At 35.8% G+C, this 26,175-nt stretch carries 20 protein-coding genes and 1 pseudogene; 5 read left to right on the top strand and 16 right to left on the bottom strand.

Going from position 1 to position 26,175, the window contains the following annotated elements; genetic code table 11:
* Positions 1 to 119: 119 nt before the first annotated feature.
* On the top strand, positions 120 to 545 hold the full coding sequence (locus WCV66_RS26025) for a MarR family winged helix-turn-helix transcriptional regulator (protein WP_066336442.1): 426 nt from the start codon (positions 120 to 122) through the stop codon (positions 543 to 545).
* Positions 546 to 794: 249 nt separating this feature from the next.
* A complete protein-coding gene (locus WCV66_RS26030) occupies positions 795 to 1,634 on the top strand; it encodes an SDR family oxidoreductase (RefSeq protein ID WP_066337321.1) in 840 nt (279 codons plus the stop codon).
* A 137-nt stretch (positions 1,635 to 1,771) separates the two neighbouring features.
* Here the strand turns inward: WCV66_RS26030 and WCV66_RS26035 are convergent, their stop codons facing one another.
* Positions 1,772 to 3,292 carry an alpha-amylase family glycosyl hydrolase gene (locus tag WCV66_RS26035; RefSeq protein WP_338787428.1) on the bottom strand — a complete coding sequence of 507 codons (1,521 nt, stop codon included), beginning with the start codon at positions 3,290 to 3,292 and terminating at the stop codon, positions 1,772 to 1,774.
* A gap of 158 nt (positions 3,293 to 3,450) precedes the next feature.
* Between WCV66_RS26035 and WCV66_RS26040 the strand changes: the two genes are divergently transcribed.
* Positions 3,451 to 5,211: an alpha-glycosidase gene (locus WCV66_RS26040; RefSeq protein WP_338787429.1), complete on the top strand. Its 1,761-nt coding sequence runs from the start codon at positions 3,451 to 3,453 to the stop codon at positions 5,209 to 5,211.
* Between the two features lie 3 nt (positions 5,212 to 5,214).
* Here the strand turns inward: WCV66_RS26040 and WCV66_RS26045 are convergent, their stop codons facing one another.
* Positions 5,215 to 6,087: a helix-turn-helix domain-containing protein gene (locus tag WCV66_RS26045; protein ID WP_185654003.1), complete on the bottom strand. Its 873-nt coding sequence runs from the start codon at positions 6,085 to 6,087 to the stop codon at positions 5,215 to 5,217.
* 122 nt (positions 6,088 to 6,209) lie between these two features.
* Between WCV66_RS26045 and WCV66_RS26050 the strand changes: the two genes are divergently transcribed.
* Positions 6,210 to 7,571, top strand: a complete 1,362-nt coding sequence (locus WCV66_RS26050; RefSeq protein WP_338787430.1) for an MATE family efflux transporter — start codon at positions 6,210 to 6,212, stop codon at positions 7,569 to 7,571.
* Between the two features lie 48 nt (positions 7,572 to 7,619).
* Here the strand turns inward: WCV66_RS26050 and asnB are convergent, their stop codons facing one another.
* A complete protein-coding gene (gene asnB / locus WCV66_RS26055) occupies positions 7,620 to 9,470 on the bottom strand; it encodes an asparagine synthase (glutamine-hydrolyzing) (RefSeq protein ID WP_066336462.1) in 1,851 nt (616 codons plus the stop codon).
* Between the two features lie 214 nt (positions 9,471 to 9,684).
* Here asnB and WCV66_RS26060 point away from each other — a divergent pair, with 214 nt between their 5' ends.
* Entirely contained in the window at positions 9,685 to 10,245 is a 561-nt protein-coding gene (locus WCV66_RS26060; protein WP_066336466.1) for a DUF2777 family protein, read from the top strand.
* A gap of 65 nt (positions 10,246 to 10,310) precedes the next feature.
* Here the strand turns inward: WCV66_RS26060 and WCV66_RS26065 are convergent.
* The 13 genes and pseudogenes from WCV66_RS26065 to WCV66_RS26125 all read right to left on the bottom strand — a co-directional run bounded on the left by WCV66_RS26065 (position 10,311) and on the right by WCV66_RS26125 (position 25,361).
* Positions 10,311 to 12,221, bottom strand: a pseudogene (locus WCV66_RS26065) (EAL domain-containing protein).
* Positions 12,222 to 12,377: 156 nt separating this feature from the next.
* Complete coding sequence (locus WCV66_RS26070; RefSeq protein WP_066336476.1) at positions 12,378 to 12,737, bottom strand: YisL family protein; 360 nt, start codon at positions 12,735 to 12,737, stop codon at positions 12,378 to 12,380.
* A gap of 335 nt (positions 12,738 to 13,072) precedes the next feature.
* A complete protein-coding gene (locus WCV66_RS26075; protein ID WP_066336481.1) occupies positions 13,073 to 13,924 on the bottom strand; it encodes a CPBP family intramembrane glutamic endopeptidase in 852 nt (283 codons plus the stop codon).
* A 248-nt stretch (positions 13,925 to 14,172) separates the two neighbouring features.
* Positions 14,173 to 15,675: a class I adenylate-forming enzyme family protein gene (locus WCV66_RS26080; protein WP_338787431.1), complete on the bottom strand. Its 1,503-nt coding sequence runs from the start codon at positions 15,673 to 15,675 to the stop codon at positions 14,173 to 14,175.
* Between the two features lie 13 nt (positions 15,676 to 15,688).
* On the bottom strand, positions 15,689 to 16,981 hold the full coding sequence (locus WCV66_RS26085) for an amino acid racemase (protein WP_338787432.1): 1,293 nt from the start codon (positions 16,979 to 16,981) through the stop codon (positions 15,689 to 15,691).
* Complete coding sequence (locus WCV66_RS26090) at positions 16,978 to 17,544, bottom strand: hypothetical protein (RefSeq protein ID WP_185653999.1); 567 nt, start codon at positions 17,542 to 17,544, stop codon at positions 16,978 to 16,980. The genes WCV66_RS26085 and WCV66_RS26090 overlap by 4 nt, the downstream gene beginning before the upstream one ends.
* Before the next feature lie 14 nt (positions 17,545 to 17,558).
* Complete coding sequence (locus WCV66_RS26095; protein WP_338787433.1) at positions 17,559 to 18,917, bottom strand: ABC transporter permease; 1,359 nt, start codon at positions 18,915 to 18,917, stop codon at positions 17,559 to 17,561.
* 32 nt (positions 18,918 to 18,949) lie between these two features.
* The gene (locus tag WCV66_RS26100) at positions 18,950 to 19,891 is read right to left on the bottom strand and encodes an ABC transporter ATP-binding protein (RefSeq protein WP_338787434.1); all 942 of its coding nucleotides are present in this window, start codon (positions 19,889 to 19,891) and stop codon (positions 18,950 to 18,952) included.
* On the bottom strand, positions 19,888 to 21,159 hold the full coding sequence (locus tag WCV66_RS26105) for a phenylacetate--CoA ligase family protein (protein WP_338787435.1): 1,272 nt from the start codon (positions 21,157 to 21,159) through the stop codon (positions 19,888 to 19,890). Before WCV66_RS26105 ends, WCV66_RS26100 begins: the two co-directional genes overlap by 4 nt.
* A gap of 25 nt (positions 21,160 to 21,184) precedes the next feature.
* On the bottom strand, positions 21,185 to 22,300 hold the full coding sequence (locus WCV66_RS26110; RefSeq protein ID WP_185653996.1) for a 3-dehydroquinate synthase II: 1,116 nt from the start codon (positions 22,298 to 22,300) through the stop codon (positions 21,185 to 21,187).
* A 5-nt stretch (positions 22,301 to 22,305) separates the two neighbouring features.
* On the bottom strand, positions 22,306 to 23,091 hold the full coding sequence (locus WCV66_RS26115) for an amidohydrolase family protein (RefSeq protein WP_338787436.1): 786 nt from the start codon (positions 23,089 to 23,091) through the stop codon (positions 22,306 to 22,308).
* 50 nt (positions 23,092 to 23,141) lie between these two features.
* Positions 23,142 to 24,503, bottom strand: coding sequence for a phenylacetate--CoA ligase family protein (locus tag WCV66_RS26120; RefSeq protein WP_338787437.1), 1,362 nt, complete (start codon positions 24,501 to 24,503; stop codon positions 23,142 to 23,144).
* 27 nt (positions 24,504 to 24,530) lie between these two features.
* Entirely contained in the window at positions 24,531 to 25,361 is an 831-nt protein-coding gene (locus WCV66_RS26125; RefSeq protein WP_338787438.1) for a deoxyribose-phosphate aldolase, read from the bottom strand.
* Between the last annotated feature and the right edge of the window lie 814 nt (positions 25,362 to 26,175).

Below are 26,175 nucleotides of genomic sequence, written 5' to 3' on the forward strand. Positions count from 1 at the left end.
TCTTCCTCAGACCAAAAGGCTTACTTTTTGGTCTGATTCTATTTTCCTATAAATTGATATAAGGTATACTTGTAAGTAAATTTATTCATAACAAGTAACAATTTAGGAGATTAGATGTAATGAAGCTATTTTTAGATGATTATATAAGTATATTTATCCATCATTCAGATCTAATGTTTACAAATTATGTGAAAAAGAAATTAGCCCCCTTTAACATTGCACCAGAACAAAATTTAGTCATGATGTTACTTTGGGAACAAGATGGACTCAGCCAAAATGAAATTTCAATTAAGCTAAATAAAGATAAAACGAATATTGCTAGAATGTCGCAAGGTCTTGAACAAAAGGGGTTTGTGAAAAAGGTAATCTGTCCAAAAGATCGTCGCGCGCAAAGGTTATATCTAACAGAAAAAGGTAGGAATCTAAGTGAACATGTCCTGCCTATTGCAGAAGAATTTCACGAAATTCTTTGTGAAAATATATCTGAGGAAGAGCTTATTCAATTAAGAACGATTCTTTCTAAAATGAGGGAGAATTTGCAATAATATTACACCTTTATATCAAAAGAAATCTGACGTTTAAGTTTCAGGTTTCTTTTTTTTATTTCCACAAGTTTTCTTAGTTATTATCGCTACATCATTTCCTACTGTGTGTTTACCCTCTCCTTTTTTCGGGAATATCAAAACCACTTCACTAGAACATACTTTTAGATGTTTTTTCACATACTACTATACGGCAGTTAATTCGAGGAGGTAATTATATTGAGTAACAATCAAAATCAACCGAAACAAACAATGCCGCCACAGCATCAAGATGTACAGCCAGGTCATGAGGATATGATGAATCCAACACCTAAATTTGATGATTCAACCTATACCGGGAGTGGGAAACTTAAAAACAAGGTAGCGATTATTACTGGCGGGGATAGTGGAATTGGACGAGCTGTTGCCGTATTTTTTGCTAAAGAAGGCGCAGATGTTGTTATTTCCTATTTAGATGAACAAAAAGATGCAGACGAAACAAAAAAGCACGTTGAAGAACAAGGACAAAAGTGCCTGCTTATTTCAGGTGATATTGGTGATGAAAAGGTATGTCAGCAAATCGTTTCAGAAACAATGAACACATTCGGAAGATTAGATATTTTAGTAAACAATGCCGCTGAACAGCATCCACAACAAGGCATTGAAGACATAACAAGTGAGCAGCTTGAAAGAACATTTCGTACAAACATCTTCTCTTTCTTTTATTTAACAAAAGCAGCACTTCCACATTTAAAGAAGGGTAGTGCGATTGTAAATACCTCATCTGTTACTGCTTACGCGGGTAATGAGCAGTTGATTGATTATTCAGCTACAAAAGGTGCTATCACAACCTTTACAAGATCTTTAGCCCTCTCTCTAGCAGGTAAAGGGATTCGTGTAAATGCTGTTGCACCTGGTCCAATTTGGACTCCATTAATCCCTTCTACTTTCCCGGCTGATCAAGTAGCTACATTTGGAGCAAACACTCCAATGAAACGACCTGGACAGCCTGAAGAATTAGCTCCAGCTTATGTTTTCTTAGCAAGTGATGATTCTTCTTACATGTCAGGCCAGATGATTCATGTGAACGGTGGAAAAATAGTTAACGGGTAATAATCTAAAGCGCTAGTTTGATCGAAATCAAGAGGGTCTGAACCATCCAACTGTTCTTTTAACTCACCAAAGAGATGGATGGTCTGACCCTTCTCTTGCAGAACTAAAAGAGCTGATTTATTATCAACTCTTTCCAGTTATGAAATATTCTTTTGTCCACGTTTCTTTGCAGCAATTAAAAATAAAACAAACAAAACTGGCACAACGATAAATACACTAATTAGCGGTAAATTCAGGCCCTGTTTTTCTTTCAATTCATAAACCTCAGCTAATTCGCGGTCGATAATAAACTCATATTCTCCATTTTGCTCTTCAAAGGAATCACCTGTCACTAAGCCTTGAAGCTCCTTATTTTCTGCAATTTCAGAAGCTGGAATTATAACATTTTGTGAAGAAGAAGTATTATTGATGACGACAATAACTGTCTCATCTTCAAATGTCCTTTTAAAAAGAATCATTCCGTCCTTTTCATACAAAACTTTATAATTACCGTTTGTTAAAGCTGGTAAACTCTTTCTAATTGTTGCTAGCTTAGCTATATAATCAATCAGTTCTTCATCCGATTGAAAGTTCATTAATGGTCGATTTTCTGGAGGGTCTCCCCCATCAATTGCAATTTCAGAACCATAATAAACAACAGGGGTGCCCGGAATTGTGTACATATAGGAAAATGCTATTTTTAATCTAATTCCAGGATGTTGTTGATTTTCAATTGATTTTCTTGTAAAACGAACTGTGTTATCACTATCTATAAATGTACTAAGCTTTTTTGATGATTGCTCTACTACTTTAGATACGTCTGTAAAAGGCTGATCAATATTTGCAAACATGTCTGAAGCTTCTTTAAAAAAGCGTTCATTTAAGAGGGAATTGAACCCTGCCTCTTTGTAAACAGATATTGTTTCTTCCCGATTATCTAGCAGTGAACCCAGTAAATAAAAGTTCTTGTTTACCTTTTCAATCTCACCATCAAATATCTGCCAGAATTCCGGTTCAATCGTATCAGCATGGTCAATATAATAGCCATCAATCTTTGTTTCTTCCACCCACCACTTCGCCGTATCAATTAAGTAGGCTCTAGTTTCCGGATTTTCAGTGGCTAAATCAGGTAAACCTTTATACCATCCCTTTAATCTGTTCTCTTCATTCTGCACGTCTGTTAATTCTACTTTGTAATGAAACCATTGCAGTTTTTTTTCGTCCTCTACCCACGGGTGATTAGGTCCAACATGATCTGCAACAAACTCTAGCATAATCTTCATATCTCTTTTATGTGTTTCATTAACTAATCGCTTCAAATCTTCTAAGCTTCCGAAATGCTCTTCTACTTTATTGTGATCCTCTATTAGATCTCCTGCATAGCCGCTTGCCTCATTTGCGAAAATTGATGATAGTGCAATTGTGGTAAAACCCATTTCTTGAAGGTAATCTAATTTCTTTATTATTCCTTCTAGATCACCTCCATGATAAGCATCGGGGTTATCTGGATCAAGATCATCCCCATCATTATGGGGGTTCCCATTATTAAAACGGTCGACTACAACATAATAAATTAATTCTTCCTGCAATGTTTTTTCTTCTTTTTCATCTGCACTTACTGGTAAGGAGTAAAAAAGAAGAAACGGAATAAGTAATAGTTTTAAAGCTTGCCTTCGCATATTCTTCCGTTCCTCCAATAATCGCGAATATTTTGTCTACAATGTTAAGAGTAGCGTTTTCACTCATAGCACGTCAAACTTAATTGGTTATTTTTTTAAATATGTGTCGATTCTATAATAGATCTTAAAATCTGTGAATGGATTATGAAGGAGGAATTATGCTTAAAGAGGCCATTTACCATCGACCAAAAAATCAATTTGCCTATGCATGTAATGACGATATGATACATATCCAAATACAGACAAAACGTAATGACATAAATACTATTTTTCTTTACTATGGTGATCCTTTTGAATTTGAAGGAAATAAATGGAGACATTCCTTTATTGAAATGCAGAAAAGTGGCAGTGACAATTTATTTGATTATTGGGTTGTAGAAATCATTCCACCACAGCGGCGGCTGCGCTATGCATTTCATTTGAAAAGTAATGAACAAGAGAGTTTTTATACGGAAAGGGGATTTAGCAATACTGTTCACGATGACTTTTCGGCTTATTTCTGTTTTCCCTTTCATCATCCATCAGATCGTTTTACTGCCCCAAGCTGGGTTAAGGACACTGTTTGGTATCAAATTTTCCCTGATCGATTTGCAAATGGGAATTCTCAAAATGATCCAAGCGAAACTCTTCCTTGGAATAGTTCTGATCCAACAACTACTACGATCTTTGGTGGTGACTTAGAAGGTGTAATCCAACATCTCGATTATTTAGTTGATTTAGGAATTAGCGGGATTTACTTTACCCCGATTTTCAAAGCTCGTTCAAATCATAAATATGATTCGATCGATTATATGGAAATTGATCCTCAATTTGGTGATAAGCAAACCTTTAAGCGCTTAGTTTCTGAATGTCATAAGCATGGAATAAAGGTGATGCTCGATGCAGTATTTAATCACTGCGGTGAAGAGTTTCCCCCTTTTCAGGATGTATTAATTAATGGAGAAAGCTCTGCCTATAAGGATTGGTTTCATTTTTCTTCAAATCAACCGGAAGATGAATCACTTCAATATCATACATTTGCATTTGAAAAGTCAATGCCAAAGTTAAACACGCAGAACCCTGAAGTAAAAAAGTACTTGATTGAGGTAGGTCAATACTGGGTAAGCGAGTTTCAAATTGATGGCTGGAGACTGGATGTTGCAAACGAAATTGATCATCAATTTTGGCGAGAATTTAGACAGGCTGTGAAAAAGGTAAATAAAGATGTGTACCTTGTTGGAGAAGTATGGCATGATGCTATGCCATGGCTTCAGGGTGACCAATTTGATGCTGTAATGAATTATCCTTTAGCAAATCACCTGCTTCGCTTTTTTGCTTATGATGCGATCGGTGCTGAACAATTTAGTCTTGATCTTCAAGCCTATTTACACCAATATCAAAAAACTGTTCAGGAGGCGGCGTTTAATCTAGTTGGGAGCCATGATACACCTCGCCTTTTAAACCTTGCACGTATGAATAAACAAAAAGTAAAGCTACTAACCGCTTTTCAGCTTAGCTTTACTGGCTCACCCTCAATTTATTATGGTGATGAAGTTGGACTTACAGGTGAGCAGGATCCCGGATGTAGAAAGTGTATGGTGTGGGATAAAGAGGAGCAAGATCAAGAAATGCTAGAATTTTTTAAAAAGCTACTAAATTTGCGAAAAAGCTATCCAATTCTAGCAAACGAAGGAACTTTTAAAGTTTTGGAAGCTAGTAATGAACATAATTATTTATGTTATAGCAAAGAAAATGACAAACAGCTTTTCCTTGCTGTTATGAATAATCACCCTACTAAGCAAACTCTTCCATTACCACTTGATTTACACGATCAAACCATACTTGATTTATGGAAAATGGAAGAATTCTCAGCACATACTACCCATGTTTCAGTCACGCTGGAGCCATATGATTTTACGTTTTTACTAATAAATAAGTAGTCTTTACCCTCTTCGTTCTCGTCGATGGATCACTTTTCTGTACTCTAATGGGCTTAAGCCCTCTATTCTTTTAAAAAGTTTTGAAAAATAAGTGGAATCGATAATCCCTATCTCTTGAGAGATGCTGGCAACTTTGTCATCTGTTGTTGCCAACATTTTTTTCGCTTCATTCATTCGATACTGGTTTAAATACATATTTGGTGTGACACCAATAACTTTTTGCATACAGCGTGTAATATAATCTGGGTGAAAGTGAAGGTATTTTGCAATATCCTCCATTTTCACTTCTTCTTTAAAATGTTCCTGTATATATTTTACTGTTTCCTCAACAACTCTTTCAGCAGCAGTTGGGATTTTACATGCTTCTTTTTGCAGGTGGAGAAGGAATTCTTGAAAATACAGTTGTTGTCTCAGCTGATAATCTGGTGTTTGATGATTCATACTCATTAAGTTTTCAAATATATTTTCTACGAACTTCACATTCTCAATCTCTCCAAAACAAGGCAGACAAAATCGATAGCTTGATGGGGTAACAAGATCGCCCTCCGATTCTTGAATATCAGCCCAATTCTCAATACCTTTTTCAACAAGATCATAATTTGAAGGCATTAAAAAATGAAGCCAATAGTATTCCGTTTTTGTTTGGCTGCCTTTATGACCAAAGTGTTCAAATCCTGGAACTAATATAATGTATTGCCCCGCGCCAACTGTATATGGAATATCATCCTCAGTCATATACAATTCTCCAGACTTAACATAGATCAAGTCAAATACCGTGAAAACCCGTCTAAAGTGTTTTGTTCCCTTCTCAAATACCGCATATCCTCCAGTAATTAAAGTAGGAAATGGTGGAACTTTAAATTCAATATAGGACATTTTTGATCTTCCTTATAGTCGTATTTCTCCAAAAATTATCGTTTTACTCCCTTTCTATTATACTGCAATCTCTGTAAACTAAGTAAGGATTAATAACGTATAAATTAAAGGAGTTGAGAAATATGTCATTAACAAGACAAGATCGTAAAATGACATTATTTGCTCTTACATGGCCTATTTTCATTGAAGTAATGCTCCATATGTTGATGGGGAATGCTGATACACTTATGCTGAGCCAATACTCTGATAACTCAGTGGCTGCTGTTGGTGTATCAAATCAAATTTTATTTCTGTTAATTGTCATGTTTGGATTTATTGCAACAGGAACAACTATCCTTGTTTCTCAATATTTAGGTGCAAATAATTACAAGGATGCAAAAGGGATATCATCTGTATCACTCTCTGCAAACCTTTTAATAAGTATCATAATTAGTGTAGTCATTGTAATTGCAAGTGAAGATATCCTTTTGCTTATGAATCTACCTAGGGAGCTCTTACCCGAAGCAACTGTCTATTTACAGCTTGTTGGTGGATTTTCGTTTATTCAAGCATTGATTATGACTGCTAGTGCTATTCTTAAGAGTTACGGCTATACGAAGGATACGATGTATCTTACCATCGGAATGAACCTAATAAATATTATTGGTAACTATTTGTTCATATTTGGTCCTTTTGGTTTCCCAGTACTCGGTGTTCAAGGAGTTGCGATTTCAACTGTAGTCTCCAGGATAATCGGTTTAATCGTGATCCTTTATATGTTAAAACAACGTGTTCACTTTACAATCAATCTTAAAGAACTTTTCAAGCTACCAACACATCATTTAAAAAACCTATTGCATATCGGGGTACCTACTGCAGGTGAACAACTTTCATATAACACTTCACAAATGGTGATTACGTTCTTTATTACAATGATTGGTACCGAAGCATTAACTACCAAAATCTATACGCAAAATTTAATGATGTTTATTTTGTTGTTTAGTATGGCTGTCAGTCAAGGAACACAAATTATGATTGGATATTTAATTGGTGCCAAGGAATATGATTCAGCTTATAAACGTTGTTTAAGTAGTTTATATTCGGGAATTGTTATCTCGACTCTTATGGCGATTATTTTCACCATTTTTTCCGACCCTCTTCTTGGAATTTTCACTTCCAATGAAAGAATTCTAGAAATTGGTGGGACACTCATCCTCCTAACCATACTACTCGAACCTGGAAGGGCGTTTAATATGGTGATCATCGGGTCATTGCGGGCTGCAGGAGATATTAGGTTCCCGACTTATATGGGAATCCTTTCAATGTGGGGCATTGCTGTACCAATTGCATATATTTTAGGGATTCACTATGATTTAGGCCTTGTTGGGGTCTGGATCGCTTATATTTGTGATGAATGGGTCCGAGGGATCATTATGCTTTATCGTTGGAAATCTCGTGCATGGATGACAAAAAGCTTCTCTCATCGCCCTGCTGTATCCTCCTAAATAAATTGTAAAAGAAAGGGACTGCTTATTAGCAGTCCCTTCATCTATTTATCTTTCATCAATATTTATCGAATAGTTTTCAAACCATACATGAATCTGAGCTAAGTGTGCCAATAGCTGCGGTCCAGACATTAATTGACCAAACCAAGGTACCTGAAACGCTCTACCCTCTGATTCAATAATGTTAGTTAATGCTTGTTTATTTAAGAGCACATGTAAGATCGAGTCTTTATTATTGACTAATGATTGAAGCCAATTTTTTACCAATCTTGTATACTCTGGATTATGTGTTTTCGGATATGGGCTTTTCTTACGATACAGCACTTCATCCGGAAGTAATCCTTCTAACGCTTTACGTAAAATACCCTTTTCACGGTCTCCGTGCATTTTCACATTCCATGGGATATTCCAAACGTATTCCACGAGACGATGGTCAGCAAATGGTACACGAACCTCCAAGCTTGCGCCCATACTCATACGATCTTTGCGATCTAACAAGTTAGCCATGAACCAATGGATGTTTAAATAAAAGAGTTGTCGTCTTTGCGCCTCTATTTCTGACTCACCTTCAAGTAGTGGTGTTTCATTGACTGTTTCCTGATATCGTGCTTGCACATACTCGTTTAACTTTAATTTATCCTGCCATTCTGGCTTTAACAACTTTATTCTTTCATCAGTTGAACGCATCCATGGAAAAGCTGTTCTTGCTAGATCATCTGGTCGATGGAACCATGGATATCCTCCAAAGATTTCATCAGCACATTCTCCTGATAAGCCAACAACAAAGTCCTTTTTAATTTCTCTACAAAACCAAAGTAAGGAAGAATCAACATCAGCCATACCTGGTAAATCGCGAACAGTTGTCGCCTCTATTAAGTGATCCACTAATTCTTGTTGGGTAATAATGCTTCGATGGTGAACAGTATTGAATGTTTCACTCATTTTGTCAATCCAAGGAGCATCTGAATTTGGTTGAAACTCATTCGCTTTGAAAAACTTTTCGTTATCCTCATAATCAATCGAATAAGTATGAAGACTTCCTTTTCCTTCTTTTTTATAATGTTCTGCTGCAACTGCTGTTATCGCACTTGAATCTAACCCACCAGATAAAAATGTACATAATGGCACATCAGATACGAGCTGTCTTTGTACGGCATCTGTAAATAAATAACGAACTCTTTCGGCTGTTTCCTCTATTGTATCTTCATGCTGCTTACTTTCAACATTCCAATAGCGCCACTTTTTTAGTCCATCCTTTGTATAAATAAGAGCATGTGCCGGACGTAGTTCGTCAATCCCCTTAAAAACACCAACACCAGGTGTTCTTGAAGGACCAACACCGAAAATTTCAGATAAACCAGTTTTATCCAACACAGCCGAAACAGATGGATGGGCCAATATTGCTTTTAATTCGGAACCAAAAATAAGTGAGCCATTTTCTTCTTTGTAAAATAAAGGCTTCACTCCTAAACGGTCCCTTCCTATGAATAACTTCTGCTTAGTGGAATCCCAAACAGCAAATGCAAAAATCCCATTAAGATGGTGCACACACTCTTCTTCCCACTCAATGTAGGATTGCAACAGTACTTCTGTATCTGAATGACCTTTAAACGTGTACCCCTTTGCTAAAAGGACCTTTCTTATATCCTCTGTGTTATAAAGCTCACCATTATAACAAATTGTATAGGAATTCCCCTCTTTCGTGCGAGTCATCGGTTGGATTCCACATTCCGGATCCACTACAATTAAACGTTTATGACCGAATAACACGCGATTTTCTCCCCATATGTTCGTATCATCTGGGCCCCTTTTTGCTAACGTTTCTGTCATTTTTATCACTGTATCTTGTGCAGTGCCTATATTCTCCTTAAAATTAATCCACCCTGTAATCCCACACATTGAAGCATCATCTCCCTAGTGTAATTTTCTTAAGCTTTATACATCACGTCCTATTACCTATCGCAGATTTTATTGTATGCCCAACAAAATAAATTGTTGATTTGTCCTAAGAAAATTTGATCATGCATAAACATTGCTAATTTTGTCTAAAACGAAGAATAAACCACTAAAAAACTCTTGTTACATGTTTCACAATCACTGGAGGGTAAAATGAATGTGTCCTTATAAACGAACAGATCTGTTATTAAATCAAAAACGTTCGTACTTAATTGGTTTGATTGAAGTAACGAACGAACAATATGTTATATATGATGATATGAATGATGAACTTCATTTATTAGAAGAGATTCGAGATTATGATTTTGAAATTCTTAGTCCACTTGGGTGGAAACCTGGAAAATGGATGGGATTGGGTAAGGTGAAAACAGAGCTTGGTTTATTTTCACTAAATTCAGGGGAAACCATACGGATTAGAAAAAGACTTCCTGTTGCACTAGATGAAATGTTAAAGGAATTACGTGACGAGACATTTAACCAGTTTATCAAACATCTTAACTCCTTATCATTTTCACCATATGATTGTGTTTATTCCTACAATCAACATTTATTTTTTGAAAACAAGGTTCATAAAAAAGGCGTATCCTTCTTTCAATTTGATAATGAAGATTGTATTTGTGCAGTTCAACATCACTTTGAGCGGGGAGTTCACTCCTCAGATCGAATAGAATTTACTACTAGTTTAGATGATAGAAGCCTTATTATGTCTAAATATTAACTGAGGACGTCATTATTAACTTGAGGTATGAAGCTTGAAACCAGTGATGGGTTTTCAAGCTTTCTTTATTTTAAATTATTTTTTATAAACGCTTCAGTTACATTCACATCCATAGGTTTACAAAAGTAATACCCTTGTCCAATATGACATTTTTTTTCTTTAAGAATCATTAATTGCTCCTTACATTCTATTCCTTCTGCTACTAATTGTAAGTTCAAATTATTGCCCATATCAATAATTGGCTGGACAATGTTTTTCTCATTTGAGTAAAGATCATCTACAAATGATTTATCAATCTTCAAATAATCAATTGGAAGGTCCTTCAGCACACTTAAAGAAGAATATCCCGTTCCAAAATCATCAATCGAAATCTTAACGCCAATTTCTTTTAATTTTTTTAACTAAAATAAAGACTCATCAATGTTCATAAACACACTTTCTGTTATCTCTAAATTTAAATACTTAGGATCCAGTTTATTATCAGTTAAAATTTTTTCTAAATGATTTATAAAATCCTTATGACGAAATTGAATAGGAGAAATATTTACACCCATGGTTATATTTGAAAGTCCCTTTTCGTGCCATAATGTTAACTGACGACATGCTGTATCCAACACCCAATATCCAATTTGAACAATAAGTCCATTTTCCTCTGCTACCGGAATAAATAATTCTGGAGAAAGTAAACCTTTTTTAGGGTGATTCCATCTGATCAAGCTTTCAACACCAATGACAGAACCCGTTTCGAGATGAAGTTGAGGTTGATAATATAGAATGAATTCATTTTTCTCCAGTGCCTTTCTAAGTCCATTTTCTAAAGTAAAATGATTATTTAGATCATCACGTAATAGTTGAGTGAATACTTTATATTTATTTTTTCCAGTCTTCTTAGCATAGTACATCGCTGTGTCTGCATTTTCAATCAGAGTGTCAACATCATCACCATCATCCGGATAACAAGTAATGCCAATACTAGGCGTTGTGTAAACCTCGTTCTGATCAATATGGATCGGCTGTTTAAACATCTCAATAATCTGCTGAGCAAATAAATGTGACTGCTCTTTTTTCATATAAGGTATAACAATGACAAACTCATCACCACCAAAACGGGCTACAAGTGCATCCTGATCAACAGAAGCCGACAATCTATTTGCAACTTCCTTTAGCATCTTATCACCGCTACTATGTCCCATTGCATCATTTACAATCTTAAACCGATCCATATCAATAAACATCACAATAAACGGGTAACCCTCTTCCATTTGATTCCCGATTATTTTTTCCATATAAGCGTAAAGCTTATTTCGATTTGGCAAACCAGTTAATTCATCGTAAAAAGCTAGATAATTTATTTTCCCAATCGCTTTTTCTCTTTCCGTTACATCTCTGACTAATATATGGTTTGCAGTTTTTCCTTGATAGGTTGTTGCAAAACCCAAGGATTCACAAATAACCTCTTCTCCATTCAGACATTTATACGTGATAATAATAGGCCTTGATTTTCCAAGTGTTTTTGTTTCTTCTATTCTTGCAGTAGCTTTCTCTTTCTCATGAGTTGGAATAAAATCAAATACAGACTTACCTATAATTTGTTTTCTATTATATGCTTTAAGTAGATTTACACCTGCTTGATTAATATAAACAATTTCCCCATCGATATGGATAAGATTTGTTTCAAGAGAATTTTCAATAAGTTGTTGATAAAGTTCTTTTTTTTCGGCAACAATTTCAAAATTTCTTTGAATTAATTTATACAGTAAAAAAGCGTTAATGAATACAAATATCCAACCCTTTAGGATATTTACCCAAGTCATGGTTATATAGCTATTAATTAGAAGGTCAGAAGCAAGTACCCAAACAATACTAATGAATAGATAAATCAATGAAATCCTAATACCTACTCTTTTGCTTGTAGTAATGTCTCTCAATATCAAATGGATCCCCACTCTTTCCTTACACATAGTTCTACTAATCATTATTTAAAACTAGTTTCACCGATCTTAGTATAAATATGTTATATTCTGCTCCAAAAGTTAGAAAACGAATACCTTCCGTTTTTTACTAACGGAAATCAACAACAGAGTAAACAAAAAAGCACTCGCTCTAATAAAGAGCAAGCACTTCATTTTAACCTAGCGAAATAGCCAGAAACCCATAGGCAGGCGAAGTCCTAATAAGATTGTTAAAATAAGGACAACAAAGAATATGATCCAAAACACTTTTGTTGGTTGGCCTTTTTTCAACTTTCCTAAAACCATTTCCATCATACCAATTGTCAAAATACCTAAAATAATCTTACCGATATACTCTCCGCTAAATTTATAAATATCTGAAGCAATGATAATACCTGTTACAATAATTAAAACATAGAATAATCGTAATACCATGTGAACAATTTTAAATGGCTTCTCTTTTCCTGATTTAAATAGTGAGTTAGCTACGAAGAAAAGGATGATCGCTACTACCCATGTCGTAATATGTGCATGTGTCATAATTTTTTCCTCCTTAATAGGTTCAAACAACCCTATTTTAGCATGATTCACCAAAAATATTAATGCATTGCATCAAAGAATCATTTTCATGTGTCTAATTTTTGAAATCTTTTCATAGATTTAGGCTGACTCGCCAAACTTTGTTGCTATTAACCAAGAAGTGCCGTATGGTTGATTTCCACTCCAGTTGCTCGCTTTCCGCGGGGCGGGCGGTGAGCCTCCTCAGCGTAAACGCCTGCGGGGTCTCACCTGTCCCGCTGCTTCCGCAGGAGTCTCGCAATCCGTTCCAATCAACTTAAAATAGTTTTTGTTTTTTAAAGCAACAATCTCTTAAATTAATGGGTAATCGCACCACTCATAAACATCCAAAAGTTAAGTACAAAGTGAAAGATAATTACTGGTAGTAGTCCGTTAGAACGCAAGGTTAGACCAGCCATATAAATGCTTCCTATTGCAAAGCCAATACATCCTATCAAAGGTATCCCTAATGCATAATGATAGAAGCCAAATCCAACACTTGTAACAATTAAAGCAGAAACAGTTCCCATCGTGTCAACAAAACGGCTTAATATAAAGCCCCGCCACACGATTTCTTCTAAAGGTGCATTAATACAAGCAAATAACAAACTATACATAACAAGCTGGATGGTAAGAGTAGAGTCTGGTTTTATTGCAAACATGGTCACAATAAACATCACACTTGTAATGAGAGAAAAAATTGTGATAAACAGCCAAATTGGGGGATGATCAAATCCTTTCCATATCCAAGGAAAGGCTATACGTTCTCTAAAATTACCTATACGCCAATAATGCATTGGCTTTTTATGTTCAAAAGAAGCTGCTAGGAAAAGAAAGACTATATACGAGCATACTAATACTCTTCCTAAGATCACTGCGATTTCTAAAGGGAAATCTTGTTCAAGCATCCAAACCATTAAAGGCTGCTCAAGTAATTTAAAAACAGCGAATCCTCCTATAAATGCACAACATGTTAAAGCTGTCGTCTTATAGTTCGGAAAGATGAAAATACTACCGATCAAACTACATGCTAAAATCATCATATATAAATAGGAAGGATACATTTGCACAGATAACACACTACCTGCAAATAAAAGACAAATACTTAAATCGCGAAAAAATAACTTTCCTTTCAGCTCTGCGATCCTTAGCAGGAGGGAATGGCGCATAGAAATTAACTACTCCTCTCAGATGTAAGTTCCGTATGAAAAGCGCAAGCGCCTTGATCAGCCTCGGGCAATAAGACGCAAAAGAATCGAAGACGTTCTTTGTCTTCAATTCTTTTGTGGCTTAGACCCAAAAGGGGCTAGGCGCTGGAGCTAGACACAGAAACTAAGTACAAAATTTTATACTTTCTTAACTCTGAAAAAAAATCTGCCAAGAAAAGTGACAGATTCCTCCTAAAACAAGATTACTTTTAAAATAGTACTTCCGAAGTTTTCTCCGTAAGGGATAACAATTTAAACCGATCTGGCTTTCTAGCGGAAGTTAGCGGAATCTCTGATAGAAAATGCCAGAAAACGGGCCTCTTAAACGATGGGAGTTGTTCTTCACACATTCTCTTAATCTCTTTCATCACTTTATGCTTATTTGATCGTTTATCAATCACAACATATGCGATAGGTTGTTGTCCAAATGTGTCATTCTTCTTACCTAGCACCACCACTTCTTTAACACCTGAATATCGGATTAAGAAATCTTCCACTTCTGCAGAATAAAATGAAAATCCACCATGATTTATTTCATCTTGTTTTCTACCTGATAGAAATAAATAACCATCATCATCGAGATACCCATAATCACCGGTACGAACCAAATTTCCATAAAACGTTTTTTTATTTAAGGCAGGATTATTCAAATATTCATCCATCGTATATCGTGAACAAATACTTATCTCTCCAATCTCACCTTTAGGCACTTCTTCCCCATTTTCGTCCACAACACGACAATCTACAAAAAAGGAGGGAATTCCGACAGAACCATGTTTATCAAGCCACTCTGTTTCATCAATAGAAGAAATCCCGCCCACTTCACTCGTCCCATAAAAATCTATGAAGCTAGTATCTGGCATCTGTTCCATTAACCGCTTTTTAAGCAAGTAGCTAGTAGGGTTACCAGTAGTCATGACTACCTCCAAACTTCCTGGCATCTCCTCATTACTCTCTTCCAACCAATCTACTAAGCTAGTGAGATCACTGGGACCAGAGATGATTTGATGAATGTTATATTTATGAGTTAACATCCATATATATTCTTGTGACTTACTAGTTGTCAATACCAGTGTTTTCCCCTCTTGTATAATTGAAATCGCCAATGTTAAATGTGAACGAAAAAATAGCGGCCGAATAATCAAATTGTACTCAGTATTATCGCGATAATACTCAGCTGGAATTTGCAAGGTAAATGCTTCTGGACTTACAACAATCCCCTTTGGCTTTCCAGTTGTACCAGAAGTAAAAAAAAGGAGAGGAGAGGTAAATTCTTCCTTAGGAACTTCACACTTCGAATATTTGTTGAGATCTGTTTCATAAACATCTTCAATAAAAATAAGTGAATTCCTTCTCCCTTGGAAACTTTCTTTCACTAAACTAGCAAAAGAATTTTCCGTAATCATATAAGCATTCTGATTAAGTTCCATTAAATACTCAATTTCAGATTGTAGATAATGAACGTTTACTGGAATAATTTTAGCATTAATCGTCTCTAAAGCTAAGAACACCTCTAAATAACCAACCTGGTTATTCATAAAAATCATGACAGAATGACCAGAATCTACACCTTTTTCTGTTAGGAAACGGCTCCATTGATTCACTCTTTCAAATAATTCCTTATATGTTAGCGCTGTCTTATCATCGATCACTGCAGGTCGATTTGGATGAGAACGTGCAAAATTTTTTAAAACAGTTGTCAAACGATCCATCTAGTCCCCCCAATTAAAGAACTTCTAGCATTTCTAGATGTTTTTTAGCTAGCTTATGCTCAGGGTTTAGATGTAATGATGAATGTAATGCCTTTCTTCCTTCTTCTACATCCTTTAATTTGATATAAGCTTGTGCTAATGAAAAATACAGCTCATCATCCTCAAGTCCCTTGTGTAAGCAGTACTGAAACTCTGCTATAGCTTTTTTTACGTTACCACCAAATGCCTCTGGTGTATTTAACAATCTCATCCCGTTTACTTTTCGCGCCAATAATAAGTCTGGCGCAATTTCCAATGCCCTGAGCGTTTCTCTTTCAAAGATAGGTAATAATCTCATTTTATTAAGTACGCTTGAGTTTTCAATCAATCTGCCCAATGCGATCGCAAACCATGCATGTGCTTCAGGAGAAACAGGCTCCTGTTTTACTGCATCTTCCATCATGTTTTTTGCTTGTTTAAATTTCCCCTGATCTAGAAGTAGTTTACACTCACTAATAACCTTATCAACGTTATCACTAGAAGTTTCCCTAATTCTTTCGGACATTTGCTGATCATTTTCATTCATTACTTCAATTTCAAAACTTGCTGGTATCTGATCGCTTCCTTTTAATTGCTCACTTTCATCCATTTGATCTGCAGCATACATTAACGTCTTTTCTGCTAATAACCGAGTAGTATCGATATAAGGTAATACCAAGTTATGATCATTTATTATGATCGGTAATTCGGTACAAGCTAAAATAACAAGTTGACTCCCTCTATCTTTTAATCCTTCGATCATGAGTTGGGCTTCCTTTACAGTATCTGAATCTACATGATCAAAAAGTAATTCTTCTGCTATTATCGCATCTAATCTTTCCTTCTCCTCTTGTGAAGGCTCAACTAGTTGGATTCCTGCATTTTTTAACTTATCTCGATAAAGGGAAAATTGCATCGTTGGGAACGTCCCTAACACTGATACTTTACTTACCTTTCTTTTAAGACACTCATTAATTGTTAGATCAATGATACTAAGTATAGGCAGTGGGGAAACAGCTTGCACATCTTCGAAAACGTAATGGGCTGTATTTGCTGGAATAATCGCAAATTCTGCACCAGATCGTTTTACATTCTCAATTGATTCTAAAATTAAACTCGTAATCTTGTTAAAGTCAGCTACATCAAATTCATTTTGAGGGTGAGCATGAATGGAAATTTCCGGGCAGTGCTTGAACCGTTTTATCCCTTCGATTACAATTTCCTTGTAACATAATGCTGCACCAACAGCTGTTACCCCAACAATTCCAACATGTTTATAGGCTTTCATACTAATCCACCGACCTTTTCAGCTCTGATCTCATCTACTGGTGATTTTAGAAAACGATTTTTTTGCAATCGATAATGAATTAAATTTGGATTAAAGTACTCCACTAGTTTTATCCCTGGTTTTTCATTAGATTGGAAGTGTAATTTATACTCCTTAAAAGGAATCATTCCACCATTAAGTTCCTCAGCAAAGATTAATTTTTTCGGATTTCCTGACAGGTCTGAAATTTCAGTTGGTAGACACCAGCCATTTTTCGTGATAATCCGATTTGACAGCACTTCATCATTTTTTAATATCTTGCCAATCACTTCTTCTTTTTCTAAAATCCGCTGATAAAATTCACTTGGAACATGTTCTGGATAAAGCATCATAAAGTTGTGAGAAACAAATAAATTTTGATTGACGGTGTAAAGAAATGATTCTCTATAAATTGTATTATCATGTTTTTCTTGATTAATAACTTCAACATACACCCTTTCACCACACAGTGTTTCTAGCATATCGGTTGTACGTCCATCCGAAACCAACAATAATTCAAATAGCACTTTACTAAGCTCTTCCATTTGTTCACCTCTATTCACTTAACATAGTTCATTTTCCATAAAGAAATAAGCAGGAAGCATATGCCAAAGCCAAGTAACACAATTGAGTTAACAAGAACGTGTTCGAATCCAAGTCCTCTTACTAAAATATCCTGATATCCTGTTAGAGCCCATGCATGTGGTGTAATTAATGCGATATTTTGCATGATATCTGGCATGATGAATAAAGGGACCATCGTTCCACCTAATGCAGCCAATGTTAAGGCGAGCAAAACAGACCATCCTGATATTTGCGAATCTGTCTTAAAAACGGCAGCAATTAACATACCTAAGCAAGAGCTTGCCCATACAAGCGTAAGTGTCACAACGATTAAACCAGTAAAGGATGAACCAAGTGACATATCAAAGACAAAATGTCCGAAAGCAAAGAGAACGACTACTTGAACAATACCGATTAAATAATTTGGAATCATTTTCCCCATAAATAATTGCCAACGATCAACTGGTGCCGCTAAAATTCTTCTAAACGTACCATCATTTCTTTCATTTAAAAATGAGCGACCCGCATACATAATAATGAAAAACGCATACATGACAGTATAACCCGGTACATTTTGCTGAAAGGCATCAGGTCGTTCGATTACCTCACCCTCTGTAGCGGAGTAGGTTCCTATCGTAATACTTGGGTTACTAAGAGATTCGCTCGCAGTATTTACTAAATCTTCCTTCATTCCAGTAAGGTCTGGCGCCGTTTCTTCTTGTGAGTCTACCTCCACTGAAGCTGGTACAGCTGCATTGTTTGTCAATTGATTTAATTGAGTTGTCAATGCTTCAATTTGATTCTGATACGCAAGTTCTACTTGCTCAATTTCATCAGTAACCATTTGATTGATGTCTGCAACCTGATCATCAACCATTCGACTAACGATATACTCTACCTCAAATGCTTGTGCTACCCCTTCTATCGCTCTTCCGATAATTGAGGTGATATTGGCTTGTGCTGGGTCTTCAAACGATACTAACTCTAGTTTTTCACCGTTTTTAATCTTACTACCAAAACCCTCTGGAATAATTAATGCAAAAGGAAATTCTCCATCCTTTACTGCTTGTTTCGCATTTTCCTCGGTATATTCGGTACCATCTTCTTCAGCAAAGGTTAACTTTACACCTTCGGTAGCATCCAATAATTCAATTAATTTGTCAGAATCGTTCGTTTGATCTAAATTTACAATAGGAAGAGTGATTTCTTCACCCTCTCCTCCTTGAAATACTGGCATTAAAGCAAAACTCATAATGGTCATGAGCATTAATGGAAGCATGAACAAAACAACGATTGCTCCAGGATCTTTTAACATGATCCTTAAATCTTTTTTAGCAATTGCCCACCATTGCATAGCAAAATTCTCCTTTTTCAGCTAAATGACTTCTATGAATCTCTTAATTTTTTCCCAGTCTTATATAAAAATAATGTCTCTAAAGAGGGATGCATAATATTTGTAACGCGTGCACTACTCTCTTTACGATTCAACTTTTCAAGTAACACTGCAACGTTTTGATTAATATCCTCAACAACTAATTCGAGCCTTTTTTCCGATATCCGAACATTTTTCACAAATGAGATATCACTTAAGTTTTCTGATAAACCAATAGCTTCTTCATCATTTTCACAAGTGAGCTCTATTACGCCTCCATAAACTTGAGCCACTAACTCTTCTACAGTTCCCAAAGCAATGATTTGACCACCATCAACGATCGCTACTCGGTCACATAACACTGTTGCTTCTTCCATATAATGAGTAGTGTAGACAACTGTAATACCTTGACTTTTTAATAACCTAATCAAATCAAATATTTGATTTCGGGACTGTGGATCAATTCCGACAGTTGGTTCATCCATAAATACGACCAAAGGATTATGAATTAATGCAGCTGCGATATTAATTCTACGTTTCATCCCGCCAGAGTAATTTTTTATCGGTTCCTTAGCACGATCTGTCAGACCAACTAACTCTAGTAATTTAGATACCTTTTCTTTAAGTGGCTTCCCTTTTATGCCATATAGCTCTCCAAAGAACTTTAAATTATCAATGGCACTTAGCATCGGATAAAGAGCAATATCTTGAGGGACGATTCCAACTATTTTTTTGACTTGTTTTTGTTTCTGTTGAGCATTAAGATCATTAACGATAATATTTCCATCACTTGGAAGAGATTGTGAAGTCATCATAGAGATTGAAGTTGTTTTTCCTGCACCATTTGGACCTAATAATCCAAATACCTCTCCTTTTTCTATGATTAAATTCAAATCCTTCACAACATGACGTTCACCATAGCGTTTATTTACTTTTTCACATGTAATCATACTCATAGAGATAGCTCAACTTTCGAATTTTTTTCCTGCAGTTTTATGTATACTGGTTTTAGGCTAATTGTATTTTCAGTAAATAATTGTCTGTTTATTAATTCACCTTTATTAGCCAACCTTACGATTACAGGTAGTTCTAAAAATTCTGTTAAATGTTGCTCCATGTTACGTATCTCTGTTACTGATAAAGAGTCGTCTCCAAAATCAACGATTGCAGTTAAATATTCATTTGATTCAACAATCTTCCAAATCAATGGGACTTTTGGTAAACGATAAATAGCTTCGTGAATATCTAAACCTTCTAAAATAGTTCCTTTAGAATTTACAATTCTCTCTTTTGCACGACCATGGACAATGATTTGCCTTCCACTATGTCCACATCGACACTTCGTTTCTTTTACTGTTACGATATCCTCATTTACATACCTGAGCATAGGTGACCCTTGATGTGATAATGTTGTTACAGCTAGTAGACCTTTTTCACCTATCTTTTCTGGCTGCTTCGTCTGTTCATTAAGCACTTCGATCACGAAATCTTCTTCCGAAATGTGCATGATTCCATATTCACACATTGAAGCAATGTTTGCGGTTTCGGTAGATCCATAAAATCCGTACACAGGCACCCCTAGTTTACTTTCTAAATATTTCTTCCTATGATCTCCAAGTAACTCTCCTGCTACACAAGCGGCTCTTAAATTCGGAAAAGCCTCCTGCATACTCAATCCCATCATTTTCGCTGTTTCTATTAAATATTCCAATTCTCTAGCCAAACCCGCAAATACTGAAACATTTAGTTTTTGCATGAGCTCTAACACTTTTACATATGGTGTGATTGTAGTACGGCTACTTGCTGGAACCATTCCTGCAGAAGCTTGCATACATGCCTGTTGCATTAAAAATGCTGTACAGGATAAAGCAAAGGGAAATCGAATTAATACCAAATCTTCATTACTAAGGTTTACCCCCATTTGATTCAACTGATTTCCAGCTGTCTGTAAATCTTCAAGTGTAAACCAGGATGAACTACTTATTCCAGTTGTGCCTGATGATTCATGATAATGAGCGATTTTTGATACCGCCACACCTACTAAATCATAGGGTTCTGCTAATCTTAAATCCTCTTTTGTCGTTAATGGAAGTGAAGGTAGATCATAAAGGGATACATTGTTTAGATTGTAAGTTTCAAGTTTGTTTCTATAAAAAAGGGACTGATTCTTTGACTCAAGCAAACGTGCAAATTTTTGTTCCCTTACTTTAGAAAGTTCTGTCACGATCACAACCTCCTTGGCATATTGTTTACTGTTCCGTTATTGTTTCTAAAATCTTAACGCCCATGTGTCGACCAGGCTCACACATATAAGCCATAATTTTGTCTCCCGGTTTAAAGGTTGTAGCACTTTTTGGATTTCCATCACCATCAAATATTCTAATATGCCAATCATCCTGAACAATTGCGTTTATTTTCATGCCTTCGTATTCACATTCGATAAGTAACAGTGGTCTAACCTCTATTTTCATTCGTCCCACATTAACCGACCGGCAATTACCATTTAGGTCAACGACTGTGACTTGGTTTCCTACTCGTAAATCAGTTATATATTCTGTTGTATCATTCGGACACCACACATAGGAATGGACAGCACCAGCATTGACACGGAATGGACGAGTATTCATATAAGGAAGGTAATGTGTTTCACTACATACCATTAAGCCGCCTGATGAGGTCGACCCAATTATCATTGCTTCTTCCTTTGTTAATAAACTTGTCGTATCAATACATGCTCGTTCACCGGCATCCAAATGCTCTACTTTGGTTACTGTTGCGCTCACAATATCTAACTGAGTATTGCGCGATTGCTGCATGAATTTATTCATATCCAAAATTTCCTCCATGTTCGTTGTGGTAAGCAGGATTCCATCTGCTCCCACTTCCATTACATCTGAAGATACCCTTCCATCCTCCGTACTCACAACACGCTTAATAATCTCAATTTCATAGTTTTGTAGTTTCGCAATGACTAGTTCTAACGGAATATTTGTTTCATCTTTAAAATCTACAATCAAAATCGGGTTTTCCATTCCATACTCAACAGCTTCAAGCATTGTTTCTTGGTCGATTACTCGAATATACCAACACGTTTTGTACCCCTCTTCTCTTGCAAGCTGGAGCACTCTCAAGTTGGTTGAAACAATTGTCGTTAATGCTTCCTCAGAGCCAAACATTCTACATTGGTCCATATTGTCAACAACGATATGTTTTTCCAAACGAGGTGAAATAGGTAAATGTTCAACCTGGTCATATGTTAATAGGATCCCACGGAAAGAAATACTTTGGTTTACAGTCAATAGAGTCGATTCTATCTGTTCTTCAGTTATATTTCTTGCATCAAATAAGGCCTTCTTAATATTCATATCCGTCACGTCCTTTGTTCAATTGGTATAGTTAATGTTAAAAGTCTTGCAAAGTTCCCACCTAAAATCATTTGTTTCTCTTCGTCAGAAAGTGAAAGGCGATTAATCTTTTCACGTTCAACTATTGCATCTGAAAGTGGAAACTCAGTCCCAAACAATAGTTTTTTTACCCCTGCCTGTTTGATCGCCAATTTAAGCGCGAGGATTGGTGCTAAAGATGTTTCTAAGTAAACATTCGGAAACTCACTTGCCAAATTAATTGCGTGTTGATCAACATCCCCTATCCCCATATGACCGATTATGATCGTCGTGTTAGGATGTTTTGCAACTAATGATTCTAGTGCAAATGTGTTAGTCTCTTCATTGACAGTGACATGCGTGTATAAAGGAATATCATAAGTACTACATAATTCAGCGATCCAATTGACATTGCCCTCTAGGAATGACATTGGGTGGACAAGAGGTGCAAGTTTTATTCCTTTAAACCCCTTTTGAATAGCGAGTTTCACTTCGCTTTCGATATCACGAGCATCTGTCAATGGATTTATACAATAAAATCCAATAAATCTTTCTGGGTATAAGGCAACACAGTGTTCCACATATTCGTTATCTGGTTGAACTGGCTCAGGTCTCTCTCTCAAGGTTGTATATTCTGACATCTTCCGAATATCGAGCATACCACCTGGTACTAGGACAGCTTTGTCTATACCGGCAAGATCCATATCTTGGATTAGTATTTCTGGTTTTGCAGCTGTTCGCTTTGAAATATGTGCATGAGAATCAATGATCATATGAATATTCACCTGTTTCTAAAAAATTGATATTATAATATGATTTTTATTTATTCAAAAAAGACTCTTTTTGCTTTTTCAAACGTACGCTCGATATGATGATTGATGATAACCTTGCAATTAAATTCAAGAGTGTTGTAAAGATGTGAAGTCACTTTATCTATTAATTGTTCATCTGTAAGTTCAGTTTTGAACGGTTCAACTTCAACTGTTAACTCTTCATTGGATACGATGAACTTGAACCACATGCCTACTTCAGGTATTTCTAACAGAATATTTTCTAATAAAAATGGTGAATAGTCCTCACCATAAAGGCGAATTTGATTTTCTTTTCTACCGCGTAAATGGAGAATATCTGAAGTTATCTCATTTCCACACGAGGATTTCATTAGGTAACCCATATCGCCTGTTCTGTAACGAATGATCGGCATTCCTTCTCTCATAAGTGTGGTAACAACAATCTCACCAATTTCACCATATTCTAAAACGTCTTCTGTCAGTGGATTAATGATTTCTACTTTCACATGACCAGGTACTACATGGTAACCATGTTGTTCTGAGCACTCGACACCAATCATCCCGCATTCTGTAGAACCATAGAAGAAGGTGGCTTGGCAACCATAAAGCTCTTCAAGACGAGTTCTAAATTGTGGGGAACACCCTTCGCCTGTTAAAATCAAACGACGCAATTTTATATCCTGTCCTAATTTATAACCTAATTTTTCACTCTCTTCGGCAAGTAAAGCCGCATATGATGGTGTTGTTGCTAAAATAGTCGTTTGATATTCTTTCATTAGTTCTAAAGATTTTTCTACCGGGGCCATGTAGCCACCTTTTCCAATCGATATAACCGTCGCTCCAAATACAAATTGATAGACGCGCTGAAATCCTAATCCTGGCTGGGCCACCTCATATGGCAAAGCAACAGCTACAACATCTTCATCACTATCTGGAAATAAGACAGGATACTTCGGTATCACATCATATTTAAATTGATCTGCTAAAGTATAGGATAAGTACATCGGTTTCCCTGTCGTCCCTGAAGTCGAGTGGACTTGTCCAATCTCACTAGTGGGACAGCAAAGTAGCTTCGTCCGGTCACCTGCAATTTCCGGCTTCTTTAAAAAAGGTACATTTGCTAATTCTGATAAATCATTTATATGAGGAGTATCCATTCCAGCTTGCTGCATTTTTTCTCTATAAAAGTCATTCTTGTTCCAAGCATGGTTGAGCGTTAAATTAATTGCTTTTACATGAAATGAATCAATTACCTCACGCGGCAAAGTCTCGATTGTTTGCTGTTGATTATCCAATTGTTCGAAAAAAGGAATAAGTTCCTCTAAATGTGATTGATGTCCCTCAACAAGAGTCGTCATTTTTCTTGGTCTTATCTTGAATTTTGTCATTTCCATATTACTATTCACCCCTGTTTATTAATTTTAATTAAAAAGCGGTAAAACTTCATGTCCCCTGTATATTTCATATGCTTCACTGCCTGATTGACGCTCATGAACTAGTGCATTTAGTGCTAGTCCCATCGCTAGTGGATTTTCATCTTCAAATACATTTCTACCAATACATAAGCCTTTTGCACCAGCCTCTAAACAATCATCAAGAGATTGAAGCCAATCTAATTTTGAACTTGATTTAATCCCTCCTGCAATTAACACAGGAATCTTAAAGGCAGACATTATTTCAGGTAGCACTTCTAGATGGTCAGGGCACTCTACTTTAACCATGTCAGCACCTAACTCCCCTGCCACTCTAACTGCATGAGCAATTCGTTTCCCATGGTCTAATAAGTTGGTTGTGCGTTCAGCTTTTGTTACATTCATCATGACTAATAATGGTAGTCCCCAATGATAAGCTTGATCACATAATTCTCCTAATTCTTTTAACATTTCAGGCTCATGTAAAACACCAAGATTAGTATGAACAGAAATTCCTGTTACTCCTAATCGCAAAGCGTGCTCTACACTAGTAACCTGTTGCTTAAAAGCAGTGTCAGGTCCCATTGATGTTGATGCACTCAAATGTAAAATATAGTCCATACCAGATAAATCTTGATTTTCGGACATCGCCCAATGAATGATGCCTTTATGGGCAATGACTGCTTGATACCCACTATCCTTAGCTTGTCTAATCAAATCAGGAATGTTAAGTAGACCAGTTAACGGTCCCATCGTTGTTCCATGATCTATTGGAAGTAATAGTGATCGCTTTGAACTAGGATGGAAAAGTCGGTGAATACGTAATGTTTTACAATTCATTGAATTACCTCCGATTTAATAGATTTGTTTTGTCCGTTAACGCACTAAATAATCGAATAATGGCAAGCAACACCTCCTTTAGTTGTTTACTTAATGACTTATTAAACATAATTAAATAGACTATTCACATGTGTATACTTGGTTATAAAACCTTAAAATATTAATGTTTTATAATCATTTTTTTATAATAGTTGAGGGTTTTTCGTCCTTATTAAACTGAATATGTATGGATATAGAAAAATGTATGTACTCTTGATGATGGTTTTTCTGATGCATTGATAAACGATTAAACTAAGTTAACAATGGTAGTGACCTATATTAATCATTCAAGGAGGTATGTCTTAAGTGTGACACAATGATTGATGACAAACTTCATGAGGTAATTTTCCTACAAAATTGTGTTGGAAATGAATTAATTGTTTAATTTTCTGATTTTTTTCTCTTTGTCACTTACAAAATTAACATAAATGAGTAATATTTTGTAAAAACTTTTGCCGAAATTTGAAAAACAAGCAATTATTCCTATTTTTTAACAATAATAAATTTAATTGTTTTTTATGTGGATTTTACTATTTCATTATATTTCTTAACTAGTGTGTTTTTATTTAGAAAGTACATACTTGTTTTATATATTACATACGAAAGTGCACTATTCCATCCTAATTGAGAAGCTATAAAATCAGTATTTAAAAAAAGTTTATTTCACTTATCTATTTTCTTTACATATAGACCAAAAGACACAGTCAGAATTTTCTCTATCTTATAAGGGTTTTAATTCATTAGGCAATTATTCTTGTACTATTTTCTTACAGAA

The sequence above is a fragment of the Metabacillus rhizosphaerae genome (assembly GCF_037201795.1).
Lineage (GTDB): Bacteria > Bacillota > Bacilli > Bacillales > Bacillaceae > Metabacillus > Metabacillus rhizosphaerae.

Bases quoted from the DNA above. Each gene is read 5' to 3' on its own strand.
- WCV66_RS26125 (WP_338787438.1), bottom strand. From the start codon at position 25,361: ATGAATTGTAAAACATTACGTATTCACCGACTTTTCCATCCTAGTTCA.
- WCV66_RS26115 (WP_338787436.1), bottom strand. From the start codon at position 23,091: ATGATCATTGATTCTCATGCACATATTTCAAAGCGAACAGCTGCAAAA.
- WCV66_RS26110 (WP_185653996.1), bottom strand. From the start codon at position 22,300: ATGAATATTAAGAAGGCCTTATTTGATGCAAGAAATATAACTGAAGAA.
- WCV66_RS26100 (WP_338787434.1), bottom strand. From the start codon at position 19,891: ATGAGTATGATTACATGTGAAAAAGTAAATAAACGCTATGGTGAACGT.
- WCV66_RS26095 (WP_338787433.1), bottom strand. From the start codon at position 18,917: ATGCAATGGTGGGCAATTGCTAAAAAAGATTTAAGGATCATGTTAAAA.
- WCV66_RS26025 (WP_066336442.1), top strand. From the start codon at position 120: ATGAAGCTATTTTTAGATGATTATATAAGTATATTTATCCATCATTCA.
- WCV66_RS26090 (WP_185653999.1), bottom strand. From the start codon at position 17,544: ATGGAAGAGCTTAGTAAAGTGCTATTTGAATTATTGTTGGTTTCGGAT.
- WCV66_RS26030 (WP_066337321.1), top strand. From the start codon at position 795: ATGCCGCCACAGCATCAAGATGTACAGCCAGGTCATGAGGATATGATG.
- WCV66_RS26075 (WP_066336481.1), bottom strand. From the start codon at position 13,924: ATGCGCCATTCCCTCCTGCTAAGGATCGCAGAGCTGAAAGGAAAGTTA.
- asnB (WP_066336462.1), bottom strand. From the start codon at position 9,470: ATGTGTGGGATTACAGGGTGGATTAATTTTAAGGAGAATATAGGCACT.
- WCV66_RS26120 (WP_338787437.1), bottom strand. From the start codon at position 24,503: ATGGAAATGACAAAATTCAAGATAAGACCAAGAAAAATGACGACTCTT.
- WCV66_RS26050 (WP_338787430.1), top strand. From the start codon at position 6,210: ATGTCATTAACAAGACAAGATCGTAAAATGACATTATTTGCTCTTACA.
- WCV66_RS26060 (WP_066336466.1), top strand. From the start codon at position 9,685: ATGTGTCCTTATAAACGAACAGATCTGTTATTAAATCAAAAACGTTCG.
- WCV66_RS26080 (WP_338787431.1), bottom strand. From the start codon at position 15,675: ATGGATCGTTTGACAACTGTTTTAAAAAATTTTGCACGTTCTCATCCA.
- WCV66_RS26040 (WP_338787429.1), top strand. From the start codon at position 3,451: ATGCTTAAAGAGGCCATTTACCATCGACCAAAAAATCAATTTGCCTAT.
- WCV66_RS26085 (WP_338787432.1), bottom strand. From the start codon at position 16,981: ATGAAAGCCTATAAACATGTTGGAATTGTTGGGGTAACAGCTGTTGGT.
- WCV66_RS26070 (WP_066336476.1), bottom strand. From the start codon at position 12,737: ATGACACATGCACATATTACGACATGGGTAGTAGCGATCATCCTTTTC.
- WCV66_RS26035 (WP_338787428.1), bottom strand. From the start codon at position 3,292: ATGCGAAGGCAAGCTTTAAAACTATTACTTATTCCGTTTCTTCTTTTT.
- WCV66_RS26045 (WP_185654003.1), bottom strand. From the start codon at position 6,087: ATGTCCTATATTGAATTTAAAGTTCCACCATTTCCTACTTTAATTACT.